This window comes from Thermoactinomyces sp. DSM 45892, assembly GCF_900107305.1.
GTDB lineage: Bacteria > Bacillota > Bacilli > Thermoactinomycetales > Thermoactinomycetaceae > Baia.
In genome coordinates this window covers 263,522-282,117 of the sequence record NZ_FNPL01000001.1, presented here as the reverse complement: position 1 = coordinate 282,117, position 18,596 = coordinate 263,522, and the positions used below count along the sequence as shown (strand labels likewise).

Genomic DNA, 18,596 nt, shown 5'->3' with positions numbered 1-18,596 from the left:
AAAATAGCATTACCCTTTCCGACTATATCGGTTCTATTTATGTAGGGATCGAGTAAAATATTTGACGTTTATAACTTAGCCGATAGTGGAATGAATGCATTGGATACTAGGAGGTGATGATTTGTGCCGTGGGATACATTAGGAGGAATCCTCTTCTCTGGTTTAGGTTTTCTAATTTCACTAGTCGTTTTGGTTGTTTTAGGCGTTATGATGTTATTTAAAAAGGGAAAAAACCTTAAAGTTTGGGTCCTGATTCTATTTATCATTTCCATTATTTCGATTGTCTTTTTTGCAATGGAGCTATTTAGTCTATTTGGATGGTTTATTGATTTTGCAAACTGGAATTTTTCATAAAATTAATTGAGCAAATACAGAGGGGATGCTACTTATTTTAGTGGCATCCTCATTTTATCATTCACTATCATCAGTGCAAAATGCTTTACTAATCTGATAAGATGAAATTGATACATCTTTCTATCAAACCCTTGTGGAAGGAAGTGGTGTTATGCCGTTTTATCATCAATTAGGAACATTACCGCATAAGAGACATATTCAATTTCGCCAACCTGACGGAAGTCTTTATCATGAACAAGTGATGGGAACGAAAGGATTCTCTGGAATCCAGTCCATCTTATATCATGTGAATCCACCTACTCAAGTAAGTCAATATCGTAAGATTCGCGATTGGATGGTTACACTTGAAGAAGAGGGGGCGAACCGACATCGTCATTTCTTTACCTTTGGGCATGAGGCAAAGGGAGATTGTATAGACGGAAGGGTATACTCGTTAGCAAATGAAGATTGCGCTATCTCAACCGTATACGCGTCTGAGCCAATGGATTATTTTTATCGGAATGCGGATGGGGATGAGGTCCTTTTTATCCACGAGGGAAGTGGTACATTAGAGACGATCTTTGGGGAGCTATCGTTTCAGCAAGGGGACTATTTAGTGATCCCGATTGGCACGACTTATCGAGTAGTGGCAGATACATATCCGATTCGCATGTTGGTGATTGAAACCACAGGTGAGATTACGATTCCGCGGCGTTATCGAAATGAATACGGACAACTGGCAGAACATAGCCCGTTTTGTGAGCGAGATATCCGGGTTCCTACTCAATTAGTAGCTTATGAAAGCAAAGATAGCTATGAAGTGCGGGTCAAAGCAAGGAATCAATTGCATGGCTATACGTATGATTTTCATCCACTAGATGTTGTAGGATGGGATGGTTACCTGTATCCGTGGGCCTTTAGTATTCATGACTTTGAGCCGATCACCGGTTCCATTCATCAACCACCACCTGTGCATCAAACGTTTGCAGGGCCTAATTTTGTTATCTGTTCTTTCGTACCGCGTATGTATGATTATCACCCAGAAGCGGTTCCAGCCCCTTATTACCATAGTAATGTAGAGAGTGATGAGGTTTTATACTATGTGCGGGGGAATTTTATGAGCCGTAATGGAATCCAAGAGGGATCAATAACCCTGCATCCAAGTGGGATTCCACACGGACCTCATCCTGGTAAAGCGGAGGGCTCCATTGGCAAGACTAGAACGGAAGAGCTGGCGGTCATGATCGATACATTCCGTCCGCTAAAAGTAGCGAAATCTGCGTTAGAGACCGAAGATGCAGAGTATATGTTGTCATGGAACCGAAAACCGTAAGGAGGAACGAGCATGCTATTTGATCCCAAACAATTAACGCAAAAAGAAAATTATAAACTGATGATTGGTAGTGTATTACCTCGACCGATCGCATTTGTCACTTCTATGAATCAAGATGGGATTGTAAATGCGGCACCTTTTAGTTTCTATACAGCTGTAAGCACTAACCCTCCTATGATTGGTTTTACAGTGAATCGCAAGCCGGGAAATGTACAAAAAGATACGGCGCAAAATATTCAGTTAAATCATGAGTTTGTGGTTCATGTAGTCGACGAAACCAATGTGACTATGGTAAATGAGACCGCCACCGAGTTCCCAAGCGATGTAAGCGAGGTAGAGGCGGCTGGATTTACGCTTGCGCCGAGCGAGGTGGTGAAAGTGCCGCGTATTCGAGAGAGTAAAGTTCAGTTAGAATGCAAACTGCATCAAATCATCCCAATGGGCGGGACGACTGATGCTCCTAATTCAGACTTTATCGTCGGCGAGATTGTTCAGTTCCACGTACAAGATGATTTGCTGATGGACGGAAAGATTAACACTGACCAACTACAGCCGGTGGGGCGTTTAGCGGGCTTATACTATGGAAACATAGGAGAGAAGTATGCGATGCCGCGTAAGTCTTATGAAGCATGGAAAGAGGAGAAAAAATAGAGAGAGTCATATAAAAAAGAAGGCTGATGAACTGAAGTGAACCCAAAAAGTTAGACACGAAGATTTAAGCAACCTGCAGGGTATGTGTTCGGTATTGAACTGGACTCATACTCTTTAGTTTGGTTTTCAGGCGTTTGTGGTTGTAGTAGTGAATATAATCCTCTAACTCTTGTTTGAAATGTCATCTGATAATGCCATCCTTGATCTGAATGGAGGAGGGGAGCCTCGCTCTCTCCTATGGTTCAGATGATAGCCCTGGTTTCGTAATTCCCATGTGATACGACGATAACCATAGCGACCTTTATGCTCATGAAAAATCGAAGCGATTTTTCCTAGAGCTTTTACAGGGTAGTCGTGCCTTAATTCATAGATTACTTGGGCTTTGTCTTGTTGGCTAACTTTTCCCTGTCGTGAATTAAGGCATTCAACTTCTTTAGATAGGCATTCTCCATTTGTAGTCGCTTATTCTCTGCTCGTAATGCTTCCTCTGTGGCTTCTTTTTCAAATGAATAATTTGTATATCCCTTTTGGAAAGCGTTAATTCCGTGTTCTTGATACTTTGCTACCCATTCTTGTAATGGAGTTCTGCTTACCTGATACCTCTCTGCAATGTCTTCATAGGACTCGGCCCCATCGAGATAGGCTCGTACAGCCGCTAATTTGATTTCTACTGAATACTTAGTCATAGAAAAAGCACCTCCAACTGTTGGATTTTATTTCGTGTCCAACAATTGGGGTGCAGTTGAAATCATCAACCTTCTTTTCTCTATTCTGGGCGTGAAGCATGGTAGCCTTTGTTTTTGTTATAACGCGAGCGATCTGTCTTAGACAGATAACGTTTCCGAATACGGAATGTTTTTGGGGTTACCTCTAGTAACTCGTCATCTTTCAGATATTCGATGGCATCGTCGATCGACATCTGACGCGGTGTATCGAGGCGTAGGGCTTCTTCCTTGGTAGCACTACGGATACTGGTGAGATGTTTCTTTTTACATACGTTTACTTCGAGATCATTATCCCGAATATGTTGTCCGATTACCATTCCTTCATAAACATCGGTACCTGGGGTGACAAACATTTGACCACGCTCTTGTGCCGAATGGAGGGCATAGGTGGTAGCTGTTCCAGATTCCCAAGCGATAAGGGAGCCGAAGCCATGTGTTTCAATATCGCCCGCATATGGCTCATAACCAGCGAGTAGGGAGTTCATCAATGCTTCTCCGCGTGTTGCCGTAAGCAGTTGTTGACGGAACCCGAGCAAGCCTCGTGATGGGACGAGATAAGAGAAATGGATATTTCCATTATCTAAGATCTCCATGTCCTTCATTTGGCCTTTCCGAATACCGAGTAGTTCTACTACAGCTCCTTGATGGTCACTACCTACTTCAATTTCAACTGCTTCAACCGGTTCATGTTTCTTTCCGTTGATTTCTTTGATGATTACTTCAGGCTTACTTACCTGGAATTCATACCCTTCACGGCGCATGTTTTCAATCAAGATGCCTAAGTGAAGCTCACCACGACCGGAAACCATGAAGTTATCTGCAGATTCGGTGTCCTCCACTCGAAGAGCTACATCGCGCTCTGCTTCCTGATAGAGTCGTTCACGGAGTTTACGTGATGTGACAAAGGTACCATCTTGTCCTGCAAACGGGCTGGTGTTAACTCCAATCGTCATCCGCAGGGTTGGTTCTTCTACTGTAATAGAAGGTAATGCTTCTGGATGATTGGGATCTGCTAATGTATCTCCGATCCGGACCTCGCCTAAACCGGTTACCGCGATGATATCTCCAGCTGAAGCTTCCTCTACTTCTACACGTGCAAGTCCTTGATGAGTGAAGACTTGAGCCACACGTGCATTGCGGGTCGTGCCATCTGCCGCTATAACAGTAATACTTTGATTCCGCTTTAATTTTCCGCGATGAAGACGGCCAATGACGATTTGTCCTTTGTACTCATCATAACCAAGCAATGTGGCTTGCATCTGAGTAGGTCCGTCTACATCCACCTTTGGGGACGGAAGCACTTCTAAAATCGTGTCAAGGAGTGGTTCCATGGTTTCGCCTAACTGATCTGGTTCGAGACCGGAAGTCCCAGCAAGACCACTTGCGTAGATCACAGGGAACTCACATTGCTCATCACTTGCTCCCAAGTCAACAAACAAGTCAAAAGTAGTATCGATCACATAATCTGGACGCGCATTTTCACGGTCGATTTTATTGATGACCACTACTACTTTATGTCCACGTTCTAATGCTTGACGAAGAACAAATTTGGTTTGCGGCATCGGTCCTTCTACTGAGTCTACGAGTAGTAGCACACCGTCTACCATGTTCATCACACGCTCTACTTCTCCACCAAAGTCTGCGTGTCCAGGAGTATCAATGATGTTAATCTTGATTCCTTTATAATCAATGGCAGTATTTTTCGCTAGGATTGTGATTCCGCGTTCACGCTCAAGTGCGTTGGAATCCATCACGCGCTCATCTACTTGTTGATTGGCGCGGAATATACGACTTTGTTTCAACATCGCATCAACCAATGTTGTTTTCCCATGGTCTACGTGCGCGATAATCGCGATGTTGCGAATCTGTTCTGGTTTCATGAGGTTCTTGTTCACCTTTTCTTCAAATATATGTTCTTCGAAATCGTACCACATGGAAGCCCAAGAAAAAAGACCCGTACAAAGTACGAGTCTTTTTTCTTGGTGTGGACTCACTCCATCGGTAGTAACTTGCTGAGTCTTGCAAGGCACTACCGATGGAGCAAGTTACCTAAAATTGTATCGATCCTTCCGCCAATTGTCAATTAGAGCGGGCCAATCGATTTAGAGAAAAGATCTTTTTTCCAGATAAAAATGCTAACAAAGAGGGTGATGACTACTGGATAAAATAGTGACCATCCAACAAATGGAATAATGGAAAGGGTCAGATAAAAGGAAATCCAGCTAAACAGTCGTGCAATCTTAAAATCGTGAAAGATTCGAATGGCTGCCGCACAACCGAGCAAATAGGTCATAATAAAGGTAGCATTTGGCAATTGAATCAGAGTTGATAATGGAATGAAACCTGTAGCGTATAGAGATACAATGATCGCAAATGCTCCAGACAAGAAATAAAGCCCACCTACCGGAGTGCCGTAGCGTTTATTGAATAAACCCATAAAGGCAGGAGCCTTCCCTGCTTGTGAGAGCGCGTAGGCTAGGCGAGAAGCAGCTCCAAAGTAAGCAATCATCGTAGCCATGCAGATAAAAAAGCCTAGTCCGCCTGTTACCACAGAGCCGCTAATGCCAAACGATTTCTTAATAATCCCGACCAAAGCGATCTGAGCTCCGTCTAGATAGGAAGCGGTGCCCACTGTCGCAAAGGCAGTGAGAAAGTACAGAACCCCTACGATTACAGCGGCTATGGTAACCGCTTTTACTGTATCGCGCTTGGGAGATACAAATTCCTCACTGAGATGAGTGACAGCTTCCCAGCCAATGAAGCACCAAAATAAAATGGCCGCTGATTCTCCTACATTCCACCAACCATGTGGCACAAATGGTTGAAAGTTTGCAGGTTCCATATGTGAAAACGAACTGAAGATCACAAGACATAGCACAAGTACAATTCCACAGGTGAGGATGACTTGAATTTGCCCACTTACTTTCATTCCAACATAATTCATAGTTAAAGCTAGAATAATCATGATGACGGCGATTACAATTTGCCCGGTACTACCTATGCCGATGGCGACTCCTAGAAAACTAGCTCCTGTTAATGCGTTAACGGGGGCTCCAATGATTACGGACATCAAAAAAAACCAACCTGCCAACGTTCCGAGCTTTTCTCCAAACGCTTTGGTTACATAATGTGCTACTCCTCCAGAGTGAGGATATAGCGCTGATAACCACCCCATAACTAGAGCCATTGGAAACACGAGTATCATCATAATCCCCCATGCAAGTAATGAAGAAGGGCCTGCTATCTGTGCTGATAATCCCGGTACCAATAAAATACCAGAACCCATTACGGATCCGATATAAAGAGCGATGGCTTGCGGAAGCTGAATGGTTTTGTGTAATGCAAGTTGAGTTCCCACTAACCCCACTCCCTTTTTCATTTTGATATCTGTATGGTACTGTAAAGATATATCATCAGTAAAATAGATAGTTTCGTTTATAATCATCGTAAAAATCGATTGATGAGGTGAACTACCGCATGGAGTTGCGTAATTTGATTACATTTCGAACGGTTGTATCATGTAATGGGTTTACCAAAGCGGCTGAGGTCTTGGGATACGCACAAAGCAGTATTACCGCTCAAATTCAGGCTTTAGAAGAGGAGTTGGAAAGCCCACTTTTTGATCGGATAGGCAAGAGGATTATCTTAACAGAAATCGGACAGAGGCTCCTTCCCTATGCGAATCAGATGATACAACTACATGATGAGGCTAAACTAGCGATTCACCCAGATTCTATTCCTTCAGGAGTTCTCACGATTGGTTCACCCGAATCTCTAGCCGCGTATCGCTTACCTGCTCTGATTCATGAGTACAAGCAAAAGTTTCCTCAGGTTAAGATTATTTTAAAGCCAGGGGTATGTTGGCAAATGAGACAGATGGTTGCTAAAGCAGAGTTGGATATTGCTTTTTTATTGGAGCCGAACTGTGGGGGCCAAGAAGATATCGAGATTGAGACGATTGTCTCTGAACCGATTGGGCTGGTGACTTCATCTGATCATCCCCTAGCCCAAACTCAAGCATTTGAGCTACATGACTTACAAAGGGAGACTCTCCTTCTTACAGAAACAGGATGTAGCTATCGAAATTATTTAGAACATGCGATGCAAAAACAGGGGATTAAGCCGGAATCAGACATGGAGTTTTGGTCAATTGAGGCGATTAAAAGCTGTGTCTATGCGGGTCTGGGGATTGCGTACCTTCCTTTTATCAGTGTTCAAACGGAGGTTCGCGAAGGGAAACTAGCTTGGTTGCAACCCGATGTGGTACAAGATCAAGTCTACACTCAAGTAGCCTATTCGAAGAAGCGCTGGATGACCTCCGCTGTTAGAGAATGGTTGGTATTAGTGAAGAAATATCAAGCGATTTGGGAGAATCATAGTCCACTCCCTAGTTAGAACCTTTCTTTCGTAAGATTCGATTGACTGTCTCACGACTTAACCCAATAAATTGAGAGATTTCTTCCTGAGTAAAGAGATCTTCTATGTGGTAATCCTGAAAGTATAATTGTAGCCATTTACGAAACAAATCAGGCCGTTCTTGAGGCGGAGCTGTGAGAATATCAATGCGTTGTTGCATCATGCGAAGTTTATTTTGCAAGGTTTGAGCAATCGAACGATATCGAATGGGCTCTTGTTGGATTGATTCATACCAGTGCTCTGCTGGAATTTTTACGATTTCTGATGTTGTTAATGCGATAACAGTACCGTGATAATCTTTTGGTGATACAAGGCTATGATGAGGGAATGTTTCTCCGGGTACAAGAATATTTAAGAAAATAGTACTTCCATCTTCTTTCATTCGAGTTACTTTAAGTAATCCTGATTCAAGATAATAGAGATAATCTCCTTGATCTTCCTGTCGAAACAAGATTTCCCCTCGACATAATGTCTGTACGCTCATTTGTTCAATCCTTTCTCACAAACAATGTGACGTAAATCACAAAGCTTCTTATTCCTTATTTCTTATAATAAAGCTAGATCTCATATATAAGTCAAATACTAATGAAGAGGTGAATGGTATGTTATCACATTCAGAGATGGAGATTATTCGCGCTACAGCCCCTGTATTAAAAGAACAAGGTCTCGCCATTACTTCCTACTTCTATACAGAAATGTTTAAAAATCACCCTGAGTTGAAAAATGTCTTCAATTTAACACATCAACGAGAAGGAACACAGCCCCAAGCGTTAGCCAATGCGGTGTATGCAGTTGCAGCCAATATTGACCAATTAGAAAGTCTCTTGCCAGCTGTTCGTCATATTGCTCAGAAACATCGTAGTGTGGGGGTAAAACCTTCTCAGTACCCGATTGTTGGAAAGTACTTATTACTCGCCATTCAAGAGGTATTAGGTGACGCTGCAAGTCCAGAAGTAATCCGAGTCTGGGGAAAAGCATATCAAATCCTCGCCGATCTTTTTATCCAGATCGAAAGTGAGATGTATGAAGAAGCTAAAGGACTTCTAGCAGAAGAGTTCATCCCTGCTGAAGTGATTCGAAAAGAAGTAGAATGCGTTGACACTGTTTCATTTTATCTGCGTCCAGTCGGATTAAAAGATTTCCGAGCTACGTTTAAACCCGGACAATACATCAGCGTACGGGTTCATCCGAAAGGGAGTGAATATCTACAGATTCGCCAGTATAGTTTGTCAGATGTCCCTGGTAAGGATTTTTACCGAATCACTGTGAAGAGGGAAAGTGGTGGTGATCATCTCCCAAATGGTGTAATCTCCAATCACCTTCAAGATCAAATTCAAGTCGGGGATCAAATAGAAATTAGCGCTCCAGCTGGTGAGTTTTATGTGAATCAGACCAAAGAGAATAAGATATACCTCATTAGTGGTGGAGTGGGTCTGACCCCCATGCAATCCATCTTGAAGGATGTCGCTCATACACAAACGAATCGAAAAGTGATCTATGTTCATTCATCACGCAATGAAAGCTATCACGCCTTCAGTAGTGAATTGAAGCAGATTACTTCCGAACACCCACAAGTAGAGAAGTATGTTAACTATGATGAGAGAGTGGATGCCAGTACTTCAGCAGATCATGTTGGGCAACTCGACATCAGGAGGATACCACAAGGACTCGACCCTCAAGCCGATTACTATCTCTGTGGTCCGAAGGGCTTCATGAAAGCGATGATCGAACAACTTACTTCCGCAAATATCCCAATGGAACAGATTCACTATGAATTCTTTGGTCCTAATCAAGCGTTGTAGCATATAGGAGAGTAAACAGGAGTATCGTTAAGCGTATTTTTTCGTTTAGCGATTCTCTTTTTTAAAGTAATGATAGTCTAATAGATGTCTATCTTGAATTAGAATTATTTTATATGGTAGAATACCACTATCTTGTTTTGCAATGTAATGGTCATGTTCCGTCCAACTAACTTGTTATACAAGTTAGTTGGACTCGTGGAAAGAAAAAGGGGGAAGTTCATTGTCCACGAGCCAAATATTAAAAGGGATTTTAGAAGGTTGTTTGCTAGCAGTGATTGCTAGAGGTGAAACATACGGATACGAGATGATAGAGAAACTAAATACATACGGCTTTACGATGGTTAGTGAGGGAAGTATCTATCCGTTGTTAATCAGAATGAGGAAGGAAGGTTTAGTGACAACCAGTGAAAAAACACTTCCTTCAGGGGGGCCAAAGCGAAAGTACTATTCTTTAACGAAAAAAGGGAGAGAGAGGTTAGACGATTTTCAAGAGAGATGGAACGAGGTTGCAAGTAGTGTCAATTGTTTACTAGAGGGGGAGAATAGTTGATGGTGGTATCAAAGGAAAGCCAAGATTTTTTAGATGATTTAACTGTTTATTTGTATTCAAGTGGAAAAAAGGAAGAAGAAGTTAAGGGAATAGTTGAGGAGTTAAAGGATCATCTACATGAGGCAGAAAAAAATGGGAAGAGAGTAGATGATATTATTGGAATCAAACCAAAAGAATACATGGAACAATTGGCTAGTGAGATGCCGTTTGACGTAAGAGGTTGGTTAAAGTATCTGCCGATAGTTTTTATGGGTGCACTGGCGTATACAGTAATGGGTGATGCAATCAAAGGAGAGATAAAATACTCACTTATCGAGTGTATTGGCTACCCCTTTATATTTCTATTGTATCTATTCTCTATTTCTAGGCTATTTAAATATACCTCAAGCCACAAAGTTTCCAAGTGGAAGGAGTATATCTTGTTTTTGGGAGTTACCGCTGTCATTCCTACTGCTTCATTTGTGGCACTGATATTTTTAGGTAAATCTTATAGCACAATGGCTATTCATCTTGGAGAGACGGGAAACATCGTGGCTATTATGTTATCCATTCTTGCTTTTATTGGCATAGCCATTTGGAGTAAAACATGGGATGCCATTATGCTCCCTGCTATTTTATTTTTACCTGATGTACTTCTGAAGCACACAAATCTGACTGCAGGTACGAAGGATATGTTATCGCTCCTACTCTCGACGTCTGGTATATGTCTTTATGCATTTCTAAAATTAAAAGAAATAAGACTAAGAATATAGATTAGTATCATTATATTTTGGGTAATATGAGATTGGGCTAAATTATTTTACTATTACTAAATTGGGAGGAATATACATGAATTCATCTTCACAAGAAAATGTAGCCGTGGAGAAGCCTACAATTTTTGGAGCACTGACTAATCCGACTGAGCAGTTTGAGCGTATTAGGAGAAATCCGAAATTTGGCTTGGCATTGGTCTTATTCATCATTATGGGAGCGATTTTAACTGGAATTACTACATATATAACGATAAATGACCCATCACTTATGCCAACCCCAATTGCTTCGGATGTTACGATTGATATGAAAACGATGAACATGGTTCTAATGATTACTGGTGCTGTAACGGGAGCTATTATGGTGGTCATAGCCGCTGCAATCTGTGCTCTTATTACATGGTTGTTGGTGACACTCTTTCAAGGTGAAATTACGTTTAAGCAAGCATTTTCTCTTTTTATCCACTTAAGCGTGATTACATATTTGAGTTTAATGATAAATATCACCATGTACTACTTGTTTCAGCTCAGTCCTGCTATTCCTGTGACCAGTCTAGCAAGTGTAATCGAGGCTAAAGGTTTTTGGCACGGGATATTGAGCCACATAGATGTATTCCAAATTGTATATACGGCTCTCTTGGCTAAGGGCTTACAGATAGTCGGAAAGTTGTCTGCTTCGAAGTCATGGACCATTGCGATTTTATTCTGGCTCCTAGGGGCATTGTTTGTAGCATGCTTTAAATAAGTAGAACGATTTTACGGTTTTCATATCATTCGTGTGTCAAACAAATTTATTCGATGACCTATTTACAATCGTTATAAATTACTGTAAAATTAATATGTCGAAATATTAAACGGAAAGGGAGGTGCTGAAAAGATGAAGAGAAGAGTTCAATTAGCAACCACTGGTGTCAAAAGTGGCGCTGCTGTAGCTTTGCAGGTTGGCGCATTTGTCGCTGGCTCGACTCAACATGATATGATTCGGCAACCTCTCTACGGCGGGTCTATTTCACATTTCTAGCTTATTTGATAAATAGTTGGATTTGACATAGAAACGAACCATGGGTTGCCTTATTTATAGGCATTTCCATGGTTCGTTTTTTTATTTCGACGACCTTAGGGATTCCTAGGGTCTTTTTTGTATTTTATTTTGAAAGGGTGTGGGAGATTTGAGTGTTTTTAGAGACTTATGGTGGTTTTTTAAACAAGAAAAACGAAGCTATCTCGTTGGATTTTTTGCCTTAATCATCCTAGCGATATTAGAACTTGTCCCGGCTTGGATGGTGGGTCGGATTATAGATTTAGTAAATACGAAGCAACTTACGTACGATCATTTACTTCAATATGCGCTTATATTAATCGGTTTTGGGATTTTGGCTTATGTTTGTGGTTATTTATGGCGTATCTCCATCTTTGGAGCAGCCCATCGATTAGGTAAATTACTAAGGGATCGCCTGTATAAGTCGTTTACTAAGATGTCGCCTCAGTTTTACCATAAGCAACGAATTGGGGATATGATGGCTCATTCGACGAACGATATTCAAGCGGTGACGATGACCGCTGGAGAAGGTGTTATGACTTTAACGGACACGGTTGTGTTAGGTGGTTTGGTCATCGGGACGATGGCGATTACCATCGATTGGCAACTAACCATACTTGCTATTTTACCTCTTCCCATTTTAGCTTATTGTACGAACCGATATGGAACGCTGCTACATAAGAGGTTTCATTTGGCACAAAAAGCATTCTCAACGATGAATGATAAGGTTCAGGAGTCGATGGCTGGGGTTCGTGTCATAAAAGCGTTTGGTCAAGAAGATGATGAGAAGAAAGAATTTGGTGGATTGTTAGATGATGTGGTTCAGAAAAATGTCGCAGTTGCAAGAGTTGACGGGCTATACGACCCTACTATTATTATCTTAATGGGAATTTCTACCTTGATTACGATTGCAGTAGGGACATTAAAAGTACTAGATGACACGATTACGGTTGGTCAACTTACTCAGTTTACCGTTTTATTAGGTCGTCTCATTTGGCCTATGTTAGCGTTTGGTTGGTTGTTTAACATTGTAGAAAAAGGGCGTGCTTCTTACGACCGAGTAAATGCATTATTAACAACTGAGCCGCAGATTCAAGATTTATCTGATGCGGTAGCGGAAATTCCATCAGGTGATATTGAATATAAGGTGAAGCAGTTTCAATATCCAGAGGCAGGGAGTCAAGCGCTGAAAGATGTTCAGTTTTCGTTAAAGAAAGGGCAGACGCTGGGGATCGTCGGAAAAACGGGAAGTGGGAAGACGACCTTGTTCCGTTTGCTACTTCGTGAATTTGAAGGATCACAGGCACAGGTCTTGATTAAAGATAAACCGATAGACCAATACCAAATGAGTTACTTACGAAGAGCGATAGGTTATGTGCCACAAGACCATATTCTCTTCTCGGCTAATATTGCGGAAAATATTGCTTTTGGAAATCCAGATGCAACTAGGGAACAGATTGAGGCGGCAGCCAAAGTGGCTTGCATTCATGAGGATATCATGCAACTTCCACAAGGATATGAAACGGTAGTGGGAGAACGAGGGGTAACCTTGTCTGGGGGGCAAAAGCAACGTGTTTCGATTGCCCGAGCACTTCTTCTAAATCCAGAGGTATTGATTCTAGATGATTCGTTGTCGGCAGTGGATGCGAAGACAGAGCACTCCATTTTACATGAACTACGAATGAACCGATCTGATAAAACGACGATGATTGCCGCACATCGACTCAGTGCAGTAGAGGAAGCTGAATTAATTCTGGTCATGGAAGATGGACGCATCGCCGAACGAGGAACCCATGAAGAATTAATGAATCTAGATGGTTGGTATAGAGAGATGTATGAGAGTCAGCAACTTGAATCTTTAATCATGGAAGGAGGAAAATAATATGTCCACGACTGCACGTAGATTGATTAGCTATTTATCACCTTATCGTACGTATTTTTGGATAGCATTTGGATTCTTGTTAGTAGCGACTGCGGCAGACGTTTTTGCTGTCCCGCTTGCCGCAAAGTACATTGATGAGATGGTGAGTCCTCGAAATTTCGACCCAACTTGGATAGCGATTTATGGGGGTGTATTTTTAGGATTGCATATCTTGTCTTCAATTCTCCATTACTATCAATTAGTTCGCTTTCATACCTTGGCACAATGGATAGTAAGACAGATTAGGACGGATGTATTTGCACGTGTACAACACCTCGGCCTATCGTTTTATGATAAGAAGCCAACCGGTTCGCTTGTATCAAGGATCACGAATGACACAGAAGCGGTGAAAGATTTGTATGTTGAGGTACTTGCCTCTTTTATGCAAAATGCGATTTATGTGATCGGGGTTTTTGCCGCCTTATTTGCATTAAACTGGCGTTTAGCATTAGTAACGACATTTATCCTGCCCATCTTTTGGTGGTTGATGAGAACATATCAGAAGCACTCTTCTGTATCGTTCCGTAAATCCCGTGAAAAGCTAAGTGCGATGAATGCGAAGTTAAGTGAATCTCTCGGTGGGATGAACATGATCCAAGCCTTTACCCAAGAGAAACGACTACAGAAAGAGTTTGGAGAATTAAATCATGAGCATTTTCAAGCAAATATGCGTAATCTCAGGCTGTTTGGTTTACTGTTACGTCCTGCGACACGTGTTGTTTATGCGCTTGCTTTAGTACTCGTTCTGTACTACTTTGGAATTTTATCTTTTGATGGGGCCGTTACTATCGGAGAGATGTTTGCGTTTATCAACCTGTTTGAGCGTGTATTTGAGCCATTTAACCAAATCATGATGCGTCTAGCACCCATGCAACAATCTATTGTATCGGCTGAGCGTGTGTTTGAATTAATGGATGAGACTGAATCTGCTCCTGTGAAACAAGGCGAAGGGACCCCTGAGATTACAGCAGGAGAAATCGAGTTTCGTGATGTAACGTTTTCTTATGATGGAGAGACGGATGTGTTAAAAAATATCTCCTTTAAGGCAAAACCAGGTCAAACGGTAGCGTTAGTGGGGCATACTGGAAGTGGAAAAAGTTCAACCATTCAGCTCTTGATGCGCTTTTATCCGCTTGCACAGGGAACGATTTTAATTGATGGTCAGCCGCTCGAAACCTTTTCCGATATAGAGCTGCGAAGTAAAATGGGCCTAGTGTTACAAGATTCTTTTATGTTCTACGGGGATGTGAAGAGTAACATTCGTTTGCATAATCAGGAGATTACAGACGAACAGGTGCAAGAGGCTGCGGAATTTGTGCAGGCAAATACGTTTATCGAAAAGCTACCGCAAGGATATGATGAACCGATAGGGGAGCGGGGTGCTACTTTCTCTAGCGGACAACGGCAGTTACTCTCCTTTGCACGGACGATGGCAATCGATCCGAAGATCCTTGTCTTAGATGAAGCCACGGCAAGTGTCGATACTGAGACGGAAGAAGCGATTCAAGTGGCATTAAATAAAATGCGTAAAGGTCGTACCACGATTGCCATTGCGCATAGACTTTCTACGATTCAGGATGCTGATTTAATTCTTGTGCTCCATCGCGGAGAGATTGTAGAACGTGGAACACATCAAGAGCTGTTAGCTGAAGAGGGGCTTTATCATAAAATGTATCTCCTTCAGCAGGGAGCGACCTCCTTAGTGGCGAACTAGAAATCGATCCATACAACCAATCAAGTTGCCGTCCTCCTTACCAATAAGGGGGACGGCAATTTCTTCAGGAGAGAGTATCTGATTGTATCTGGATCATATAATCATACAAAAAAAGGGAATCATTTTAGATAAAGAAGATTAGAAAGTAGATGATTATGATGGCGTATGAATGTAAGACGAAAGAGACAGAGAATAGTGTGATTGAGTTTATAGAGCTACTTCCAAACGAGAAAAAGAAAGCAGATGCATATCAATTACTTGATATTTTTACCGAGACTACAGGCTATACAGCAAAGATGTGGGGGCCAAGTATCATTGGTTTTGGTTCTTATCACTATCGGTATGCTTCTGGACATGAAGGTGATGCGCCGTTAGTTGGTTTTTCGCCTAGAAAAGCGAAGATTAGTTTATACTTTGCTCCAGGAGATGAAGCAAGGGGTGAGTTACTAAAAAAGTTTGGCCGACATACTACAGGGAAGGCTTGTGTATATATTAACAAAGTGGCTGATATTGATGTGGATGTGTTGAAAATGTTGATTCATCAATCTGTGGACTTTTTGAAGAAGCTTTACCCGTAAGTCTTCCGAGTTGAATAAGGCGTAGGCTAGCTATAAGGCTGGCTTTTTTTATGGGATTTTTTTCTTTGATGTGTGGTAGGAATGTGTTTAAATAAATATATAATTATTTACGATATGGCTTATATTTCGTTGTGTTGGTTTTGGGGGTTGTAAGCTTGGAAGTTTGGATTATGGATTTTATAGAAGCTCTTGGTGATATAGGCATATTCTTATTAGTTGCTTTAGAAAATGTATCTCCGCCCATCCCTTATGTAACGGTTGTAACATTAAGCGGTTTTATGGTGACAGAGACAAGTTTAACGTTTACAGATGTAATCATAGCTTCAACGCTAGGATCAGTTGTGGGTGGGAGTATCTTGTACTATATAGGGAATATGCTAGAAATCAGCTCGCTGGAGCGAATAGTGGATCGTTATGGTCGTGTATTCATGTTAAAAAAGGAAGATGTATGCCGAGGGCTTAATTGGTTCCGACGCTGTGGGACGTGGGTTATATTTTTTTGCCGAATGCTCCCGTTTCTGCGTAGTTTCATTTCGATCTTTGCGGGTGTATCGGGAATGAAATTTGGACGATTTTTGTTATTCACTACGCTGGGTTCTCTTATTTGGAATTCAGCACTCTTGATCCTTGGATTTGCCCTAGGGTTAGAGTGGGGATTAGTAATAGGTTATCTAAAAATATATAATCAAGCTCTACTTGTGCTTACATATTTGTTAGGTGCCTTATTTCTAATCTGGTATGCTCGGCGGGCTTGGAGACTTATAGTAAATTAAAATCATAATGAGAGAAAGGGATCTGTTCATAAGAGCAGATCCCTTTCATATATCTTCCCTACACCATCACACGTTTTAGTTGTGCCAAGTAACGAGCACGGACGATTACGAAATAAACGGTTTGGATCGCAGTAAAGATGCCAAGCGCCCATAATCCGGATATTACGGTATCGGTCTTTGTAGAAAACAGGGGATTTATTGCAGAAAGTCCAACTATAGTTTGGATTCCAGCGAAGAACAAAGGAATATAAAAAAGTATAGCGATTTGCTTCGTCGCGGCTCTTTTCATTTCTTTTAGGCTTAATCCCATTTTAGATAATTCATGATAGTATCGCTGATCATGTTGCAAGTCGATAAATAGCTTGAAGTATAAGAAACTAGCGATAAAGATGGAAAAAATCGCAACGATAAATAGGCCGATAAAGATAGCGATACTGGTTAACTGCTTACGCGTATAGTACTCTTGTGCACGGCTGTTTATATAACCGTCTAGTTCTTCTGTGCTATCGATAGGGGAGGAATACTCCCACTGTCGCAATTCTAACCCTGTTTTCAACTCGATTGAATTTGTATTGGGGATGGTGTGGTTGTTCCAACTAGGGATTAGATAGTGATATCGCTGGTCTATGATGTCCGGATCAGATAAAACGCTCACGATTTGATCATACGTTTTATCATTTACTACTGCAGTATATTCTGATAGGAATAGTGTTTTTGTATATTGCTCTTTGATTTTGAGATTGCCTAGTGAGTTGGTTAGTTGCGGGCTCTCAAATGAAAGATGAGCTAGCTTGTCTAACGAATCTTTTTGTGTGATCAAGGGCGACTTAAGTAACAGGGCTTCACGATCTTGCAGAGAAACTAGTGGAAGAGAAAGTGCTTTGGCCATTTCCAGATATTCTGAGTGGCGGATGAATCTTATATAACCTACATGTTGAAAGGCAAGTTCTAGGGTATTGGAAGAAAGTTTTTGATATGATATGCTTTTTTGTTTTAAGGTATGTTCTATCTTTTGCGTAACAGAAATGCCTTTTTTTGTAGAATCTAGTTCTCTTTGGCTAACTGTATAAGCAAATGGGCTTTCAGTGAAGGTGTTTTCCACATAGTTCTGGATGGCTAATACAGAGCCAGCTGTCGAACATGATATTGTGATTATCATGGTAATCATGAAGAACATCCGAGCATTATCCTTCATTTTGTAAGCGAGTTCGGTAATCCATAGTAAGTTTAGTCCGCGCCAAGAGAAAAGACGATTCCTGTTTAGTAATCGGATGATGACCACAGATAGTTGGGTAAAGAAGAAATAAAGCCCGATGCTATTAAATAGTAGTGCTAATGCAGCACTTTTTTCATGGCCATCTTGTGCGATTAGATAAACAGCGTAAGAAAGGGAGGCCACAGATAGGAAAGAAAGCCAAATAGATGCCTTGGATTCTTTCCTAGGTTTGCTAGATCCCTGAACCATTTCAAGTGCTTTACGTTGGCGAATGAAAATGGTGGTCATGAAAGAAATGATGGAGAAGAGAGCCATAAAAGCAAATACTGTGACACAGATTGAAAGGATTGGGGGATACATAGGTAGTTTGAAATCAAGTATATTTTCACCAAAAAGGAGAAACAGTTTGGCGAAAAGGAGTCCACCTAATATACCCGTTATTACAGAGGCTGTACCGATTAGGATATTTTCTAGGAAAATGAGGTAGTTTAGCTGTTTGCGCTGTGCACCTAATATGGTTAGGATTCCAAATTCTCTTAGTCGTGCCTTCAGAAAGGCGCTAACGGAGTAGAGTACAAACAAGAATGAGAAAATAAACGTGATATAAGAAGCTATTATCATTCCGTAAGAGGCTGTTTGTCCAGTTTGATCTTTTATAATACTGGGATGAAAGATAAAAACGAGATAGGTGAAAAAAATCATGACAGCAAACGAGCTACTCAAAAAATAAGCAATGTAAGTAGAGGCATTTCTGTGTATGTTATTTAGTGCAAATTGTCGAAAGCTCATAAAGAAG

17 protein-coding genes and 1 pseudogene are annotated in these 18,596 nt (G+C 41.3%); 13 read left to right on the top strand and 5 right to left on the bottom strand.

The genetic code is table 11. From position 1 onward, the window contains the following. Positions 1-123 precede the first annotated feature (123 nt). The 3 genes from BLU58_RS01365 to BLU58_RS01355 all read left to right on the top strand — a co-directional run bounded on the left by BLU58_RS01365 (position 124) and on the right by BLU58_RS01355 (position 2,317). Positions 124-354: a hypothetical protein gene (locus BLU58_RS01365; RefSeq protein WP_072330456.1), complete on the top strand. Its 231-nt coding sequence runs from the start codon at positions 124-126 to the stop codon at positions 352-354. A 151-nt stretch (positions 355-505) separates the two neighbouring features. Next, positions 506-1,666, top strand: coding sequence for a homogentisate 1,2-dioxygenase (locus tag BLU58_RS01360; RefSeq protein ID WP_093290434.1), 1,161 nt, complete (start codon positions 506-508; stop codon positions 1,664-1,666). 12 nt (positions 1,667-1,678) lie between these two features. Next, positions 1,679-2,317 carry a flavin reductase family protein gene (locus tag BLU58_RS01355; RefSeq protein WP_093290433.1) on the top strand — a complete coding sequence of 213 codons (639 nt, stop codon included), beginning with the start codon at positions 1,679-1,681 and terminating at the stop codon, positions 2,315-2,317. Positions 2,318-2,381: 64 nt separating this feature from the next. On the opposite strand, the pseudogene BLU58_RS15985 reads toward BLU58_RS01355, so the two are convergent. The 3 genes and pseudogenes from BLU58_RS15985 to BLU58_RS01330 all read right to left on the bottom strand — a co-directional run bounded on the left by BLU58_RS15985 (position 2,382) and on the right by BLU58_RS01330 (position 6,400). Further along, positions 2,382-3,003, bottom strand: a pseudogene (locus BLU58_RS15985) (IS3 family transposase). Positions 3,004-3,083: 80 nt separating this feature from the next. Next, positions 3,084-4,922, bottom strand: a complete 1,839-nt coding sequence (gene typA, locus BLU58_RS01335; RefSeq protein ID WP_093290431.1) for a translational GTPase TypA — start codon at positions 4,920-4,922, stop codon at positions 3,084-3,086. Positions 4,923-5,125: 203 nt separating this feature from the next. Beyond that, positions 5,126-6,400, bottom strand: a complete 1,275-nt coding sequence (locus tag BLU58_RS01330; RefSeq protein WP_255404530.1) for an amino acid permease — start codon at positions 6,398-6,400, stop codon at positions 5,126-5,128. Positions 6,401-6,519: 119 nt separating this feature from the next. On the opposite strand from BLU58_RS01330, the gene BLU58_RS01325 reads away from it, so the two are divergent. Continuing rightward, positions 6,520-7,437, top strand: a complete 918-nt coding sequence (locus BLU58_RS01325; protein WP_093290430.1) for a LysR family transcriptional regulator — start codon at positions 6,520-6,522, stop codon at positions 7,435-7,437. Here the strand turns inward: BLU58_RS01325 and BLU58_RS01320 are convergent. After that, positions 7,430-7,942 (bottom strand): Crp/Fnr family transcriptional regulator, encoded by a 513-nt coding sequence (locus BLU58_RS01320; protein ID WP_093290429.1) that lies wholly within the window; start codon positions 7,940-7,942, stop codon positions 7,430-7,432. The two genes, BLU58_RS01325 and BLU58_RS01320, sit on opposite strands and share 8 nt — an antisense overlap. Positions 7,943-8,060: 118 nt before the next feature. Here BLU58_RS01320 and hmpA point away from each other — a divergent pair, with 118 nt between their 5' ends. The 9 genes from hmpA (at position 8,061) to BLU58_RS01280 (ending at position 16,584) form a co-directional block, all read left to right on the top strand. Further along, on the top strand, positions 8,061-9,260 hold the full coding sequence (gene hmpA, locus BLU58_RS01315; protein WP_093290428.1) for an NO-inducible flavohemoprotein: 1,200 nt from the start codon (positions 8,061-8,063) through the stop codon (positions 9,258-9,260). 220 nt (positions 9,261-9,480) lie between these two features. Then, positions 9,481-9,810, top strand: coding sequence for a PadR family transcriptional regulator (locus BLU58_RS01310; RefSeq protein WP_093290427.1), 330 nt, complete (start codon positions 9,481-9,483; stop codon positions 9,808-9,810). After that, a complete protein-coding gene (locus tag BLU58_RS01305; protein WP_176786433.1) occupies positions 9,807-10,562 on the top strand; it encodes an HAAS domain-containing protein in 756 nt (251 codons plus the stop codon). The genes BLU58_RS01310 and BLU58_RS01305 overlap by 4 nt, the downstream gene beginning before the upstream one ends. Before the next feature lie 76 nt (positions 10,563-10,638). Further along, entirely contained in the window at positions 10,639-11,304 is a 666-nt protein-coding gene (locus BLU58_RS01300) for a YknW family membrane protein (RefSeq protein WP_093290425.1), read from the top strand. Between the two features lie 132 nt (positions 11,305-11,436). Beyond that, complete coding sequence (locus BLU58_RS16245; RefSeq protein WP_176786432.1) at positions 11,437-11,580, top strand: hypothetical protein; 144 nt, start codon at positions 11,437-11,439, stop codon at positions 11,578-11,580. Positions 11,581-11,728: 148 nt separating this feature from the next. Further along, positions 11,729-13,480 (top strand): ABC transporter transmembrane domain-containing protein, encoded by a 1,752-nt coding sequence (locus BLU58_RS01295; RefSeq protein WP_093290424.1) that lies wholly within the window; start codon positions 11,729-11,731, stop codon positions 13,478-13,480. Position 13,481: 1 nt separating this feature from the next. Continuing rightward, positions 13,482-15,233: an ABC transporter ATP-binding protein gene (locus BLU58_RS01290; protein ID WP_093290423.1), complete on the top strand. Its 1,752-nt coding sequence runs from the start codon at positions 13,482-13,484 to the stop codon at positions 15,231-15,233. A 158-nt stretch (positions 15,234-15,391) separates the two neighbouring features. Then, positions 15,392-15,811, top strand: a complete 420-nt coding sequence (locus tag BLU58_RS01285) for a DUF1801 domain-containing protein (RefSeq protein WP_093290504.1) — start codon at positions 15,392-15,394, stop codon at positions 15,809-15,811. 155 nt (positions 15,812-15,966) lie between these two features. Then, a complete protein-coding gene (locus BLU58_RS01280) occupies positions 15,967-16,584 on the top strand; it encodes a DedA family protein (protein ID WP_093290422.1) in 618 nt (205 codons plus the stop codon). Positions 16,585-16,642: 58 nt separating this feature from the next. Here the strand turns inward: BLU58_RS01280 and BLU58_RS01275 are convergent, their stop codons facing one another. Next, positions 16,643-18,589, bottom strand: a complete 1,947-nt coding sequence (locus BLU58_RS01275; protein ID WP_093290421.1) for an ABC transporter permease — start codon at positions 18,587-18,589, stop codon at positions 16,643-16,645. Positions 18,590-18,596: the final 7 nt, after the last annotated feature.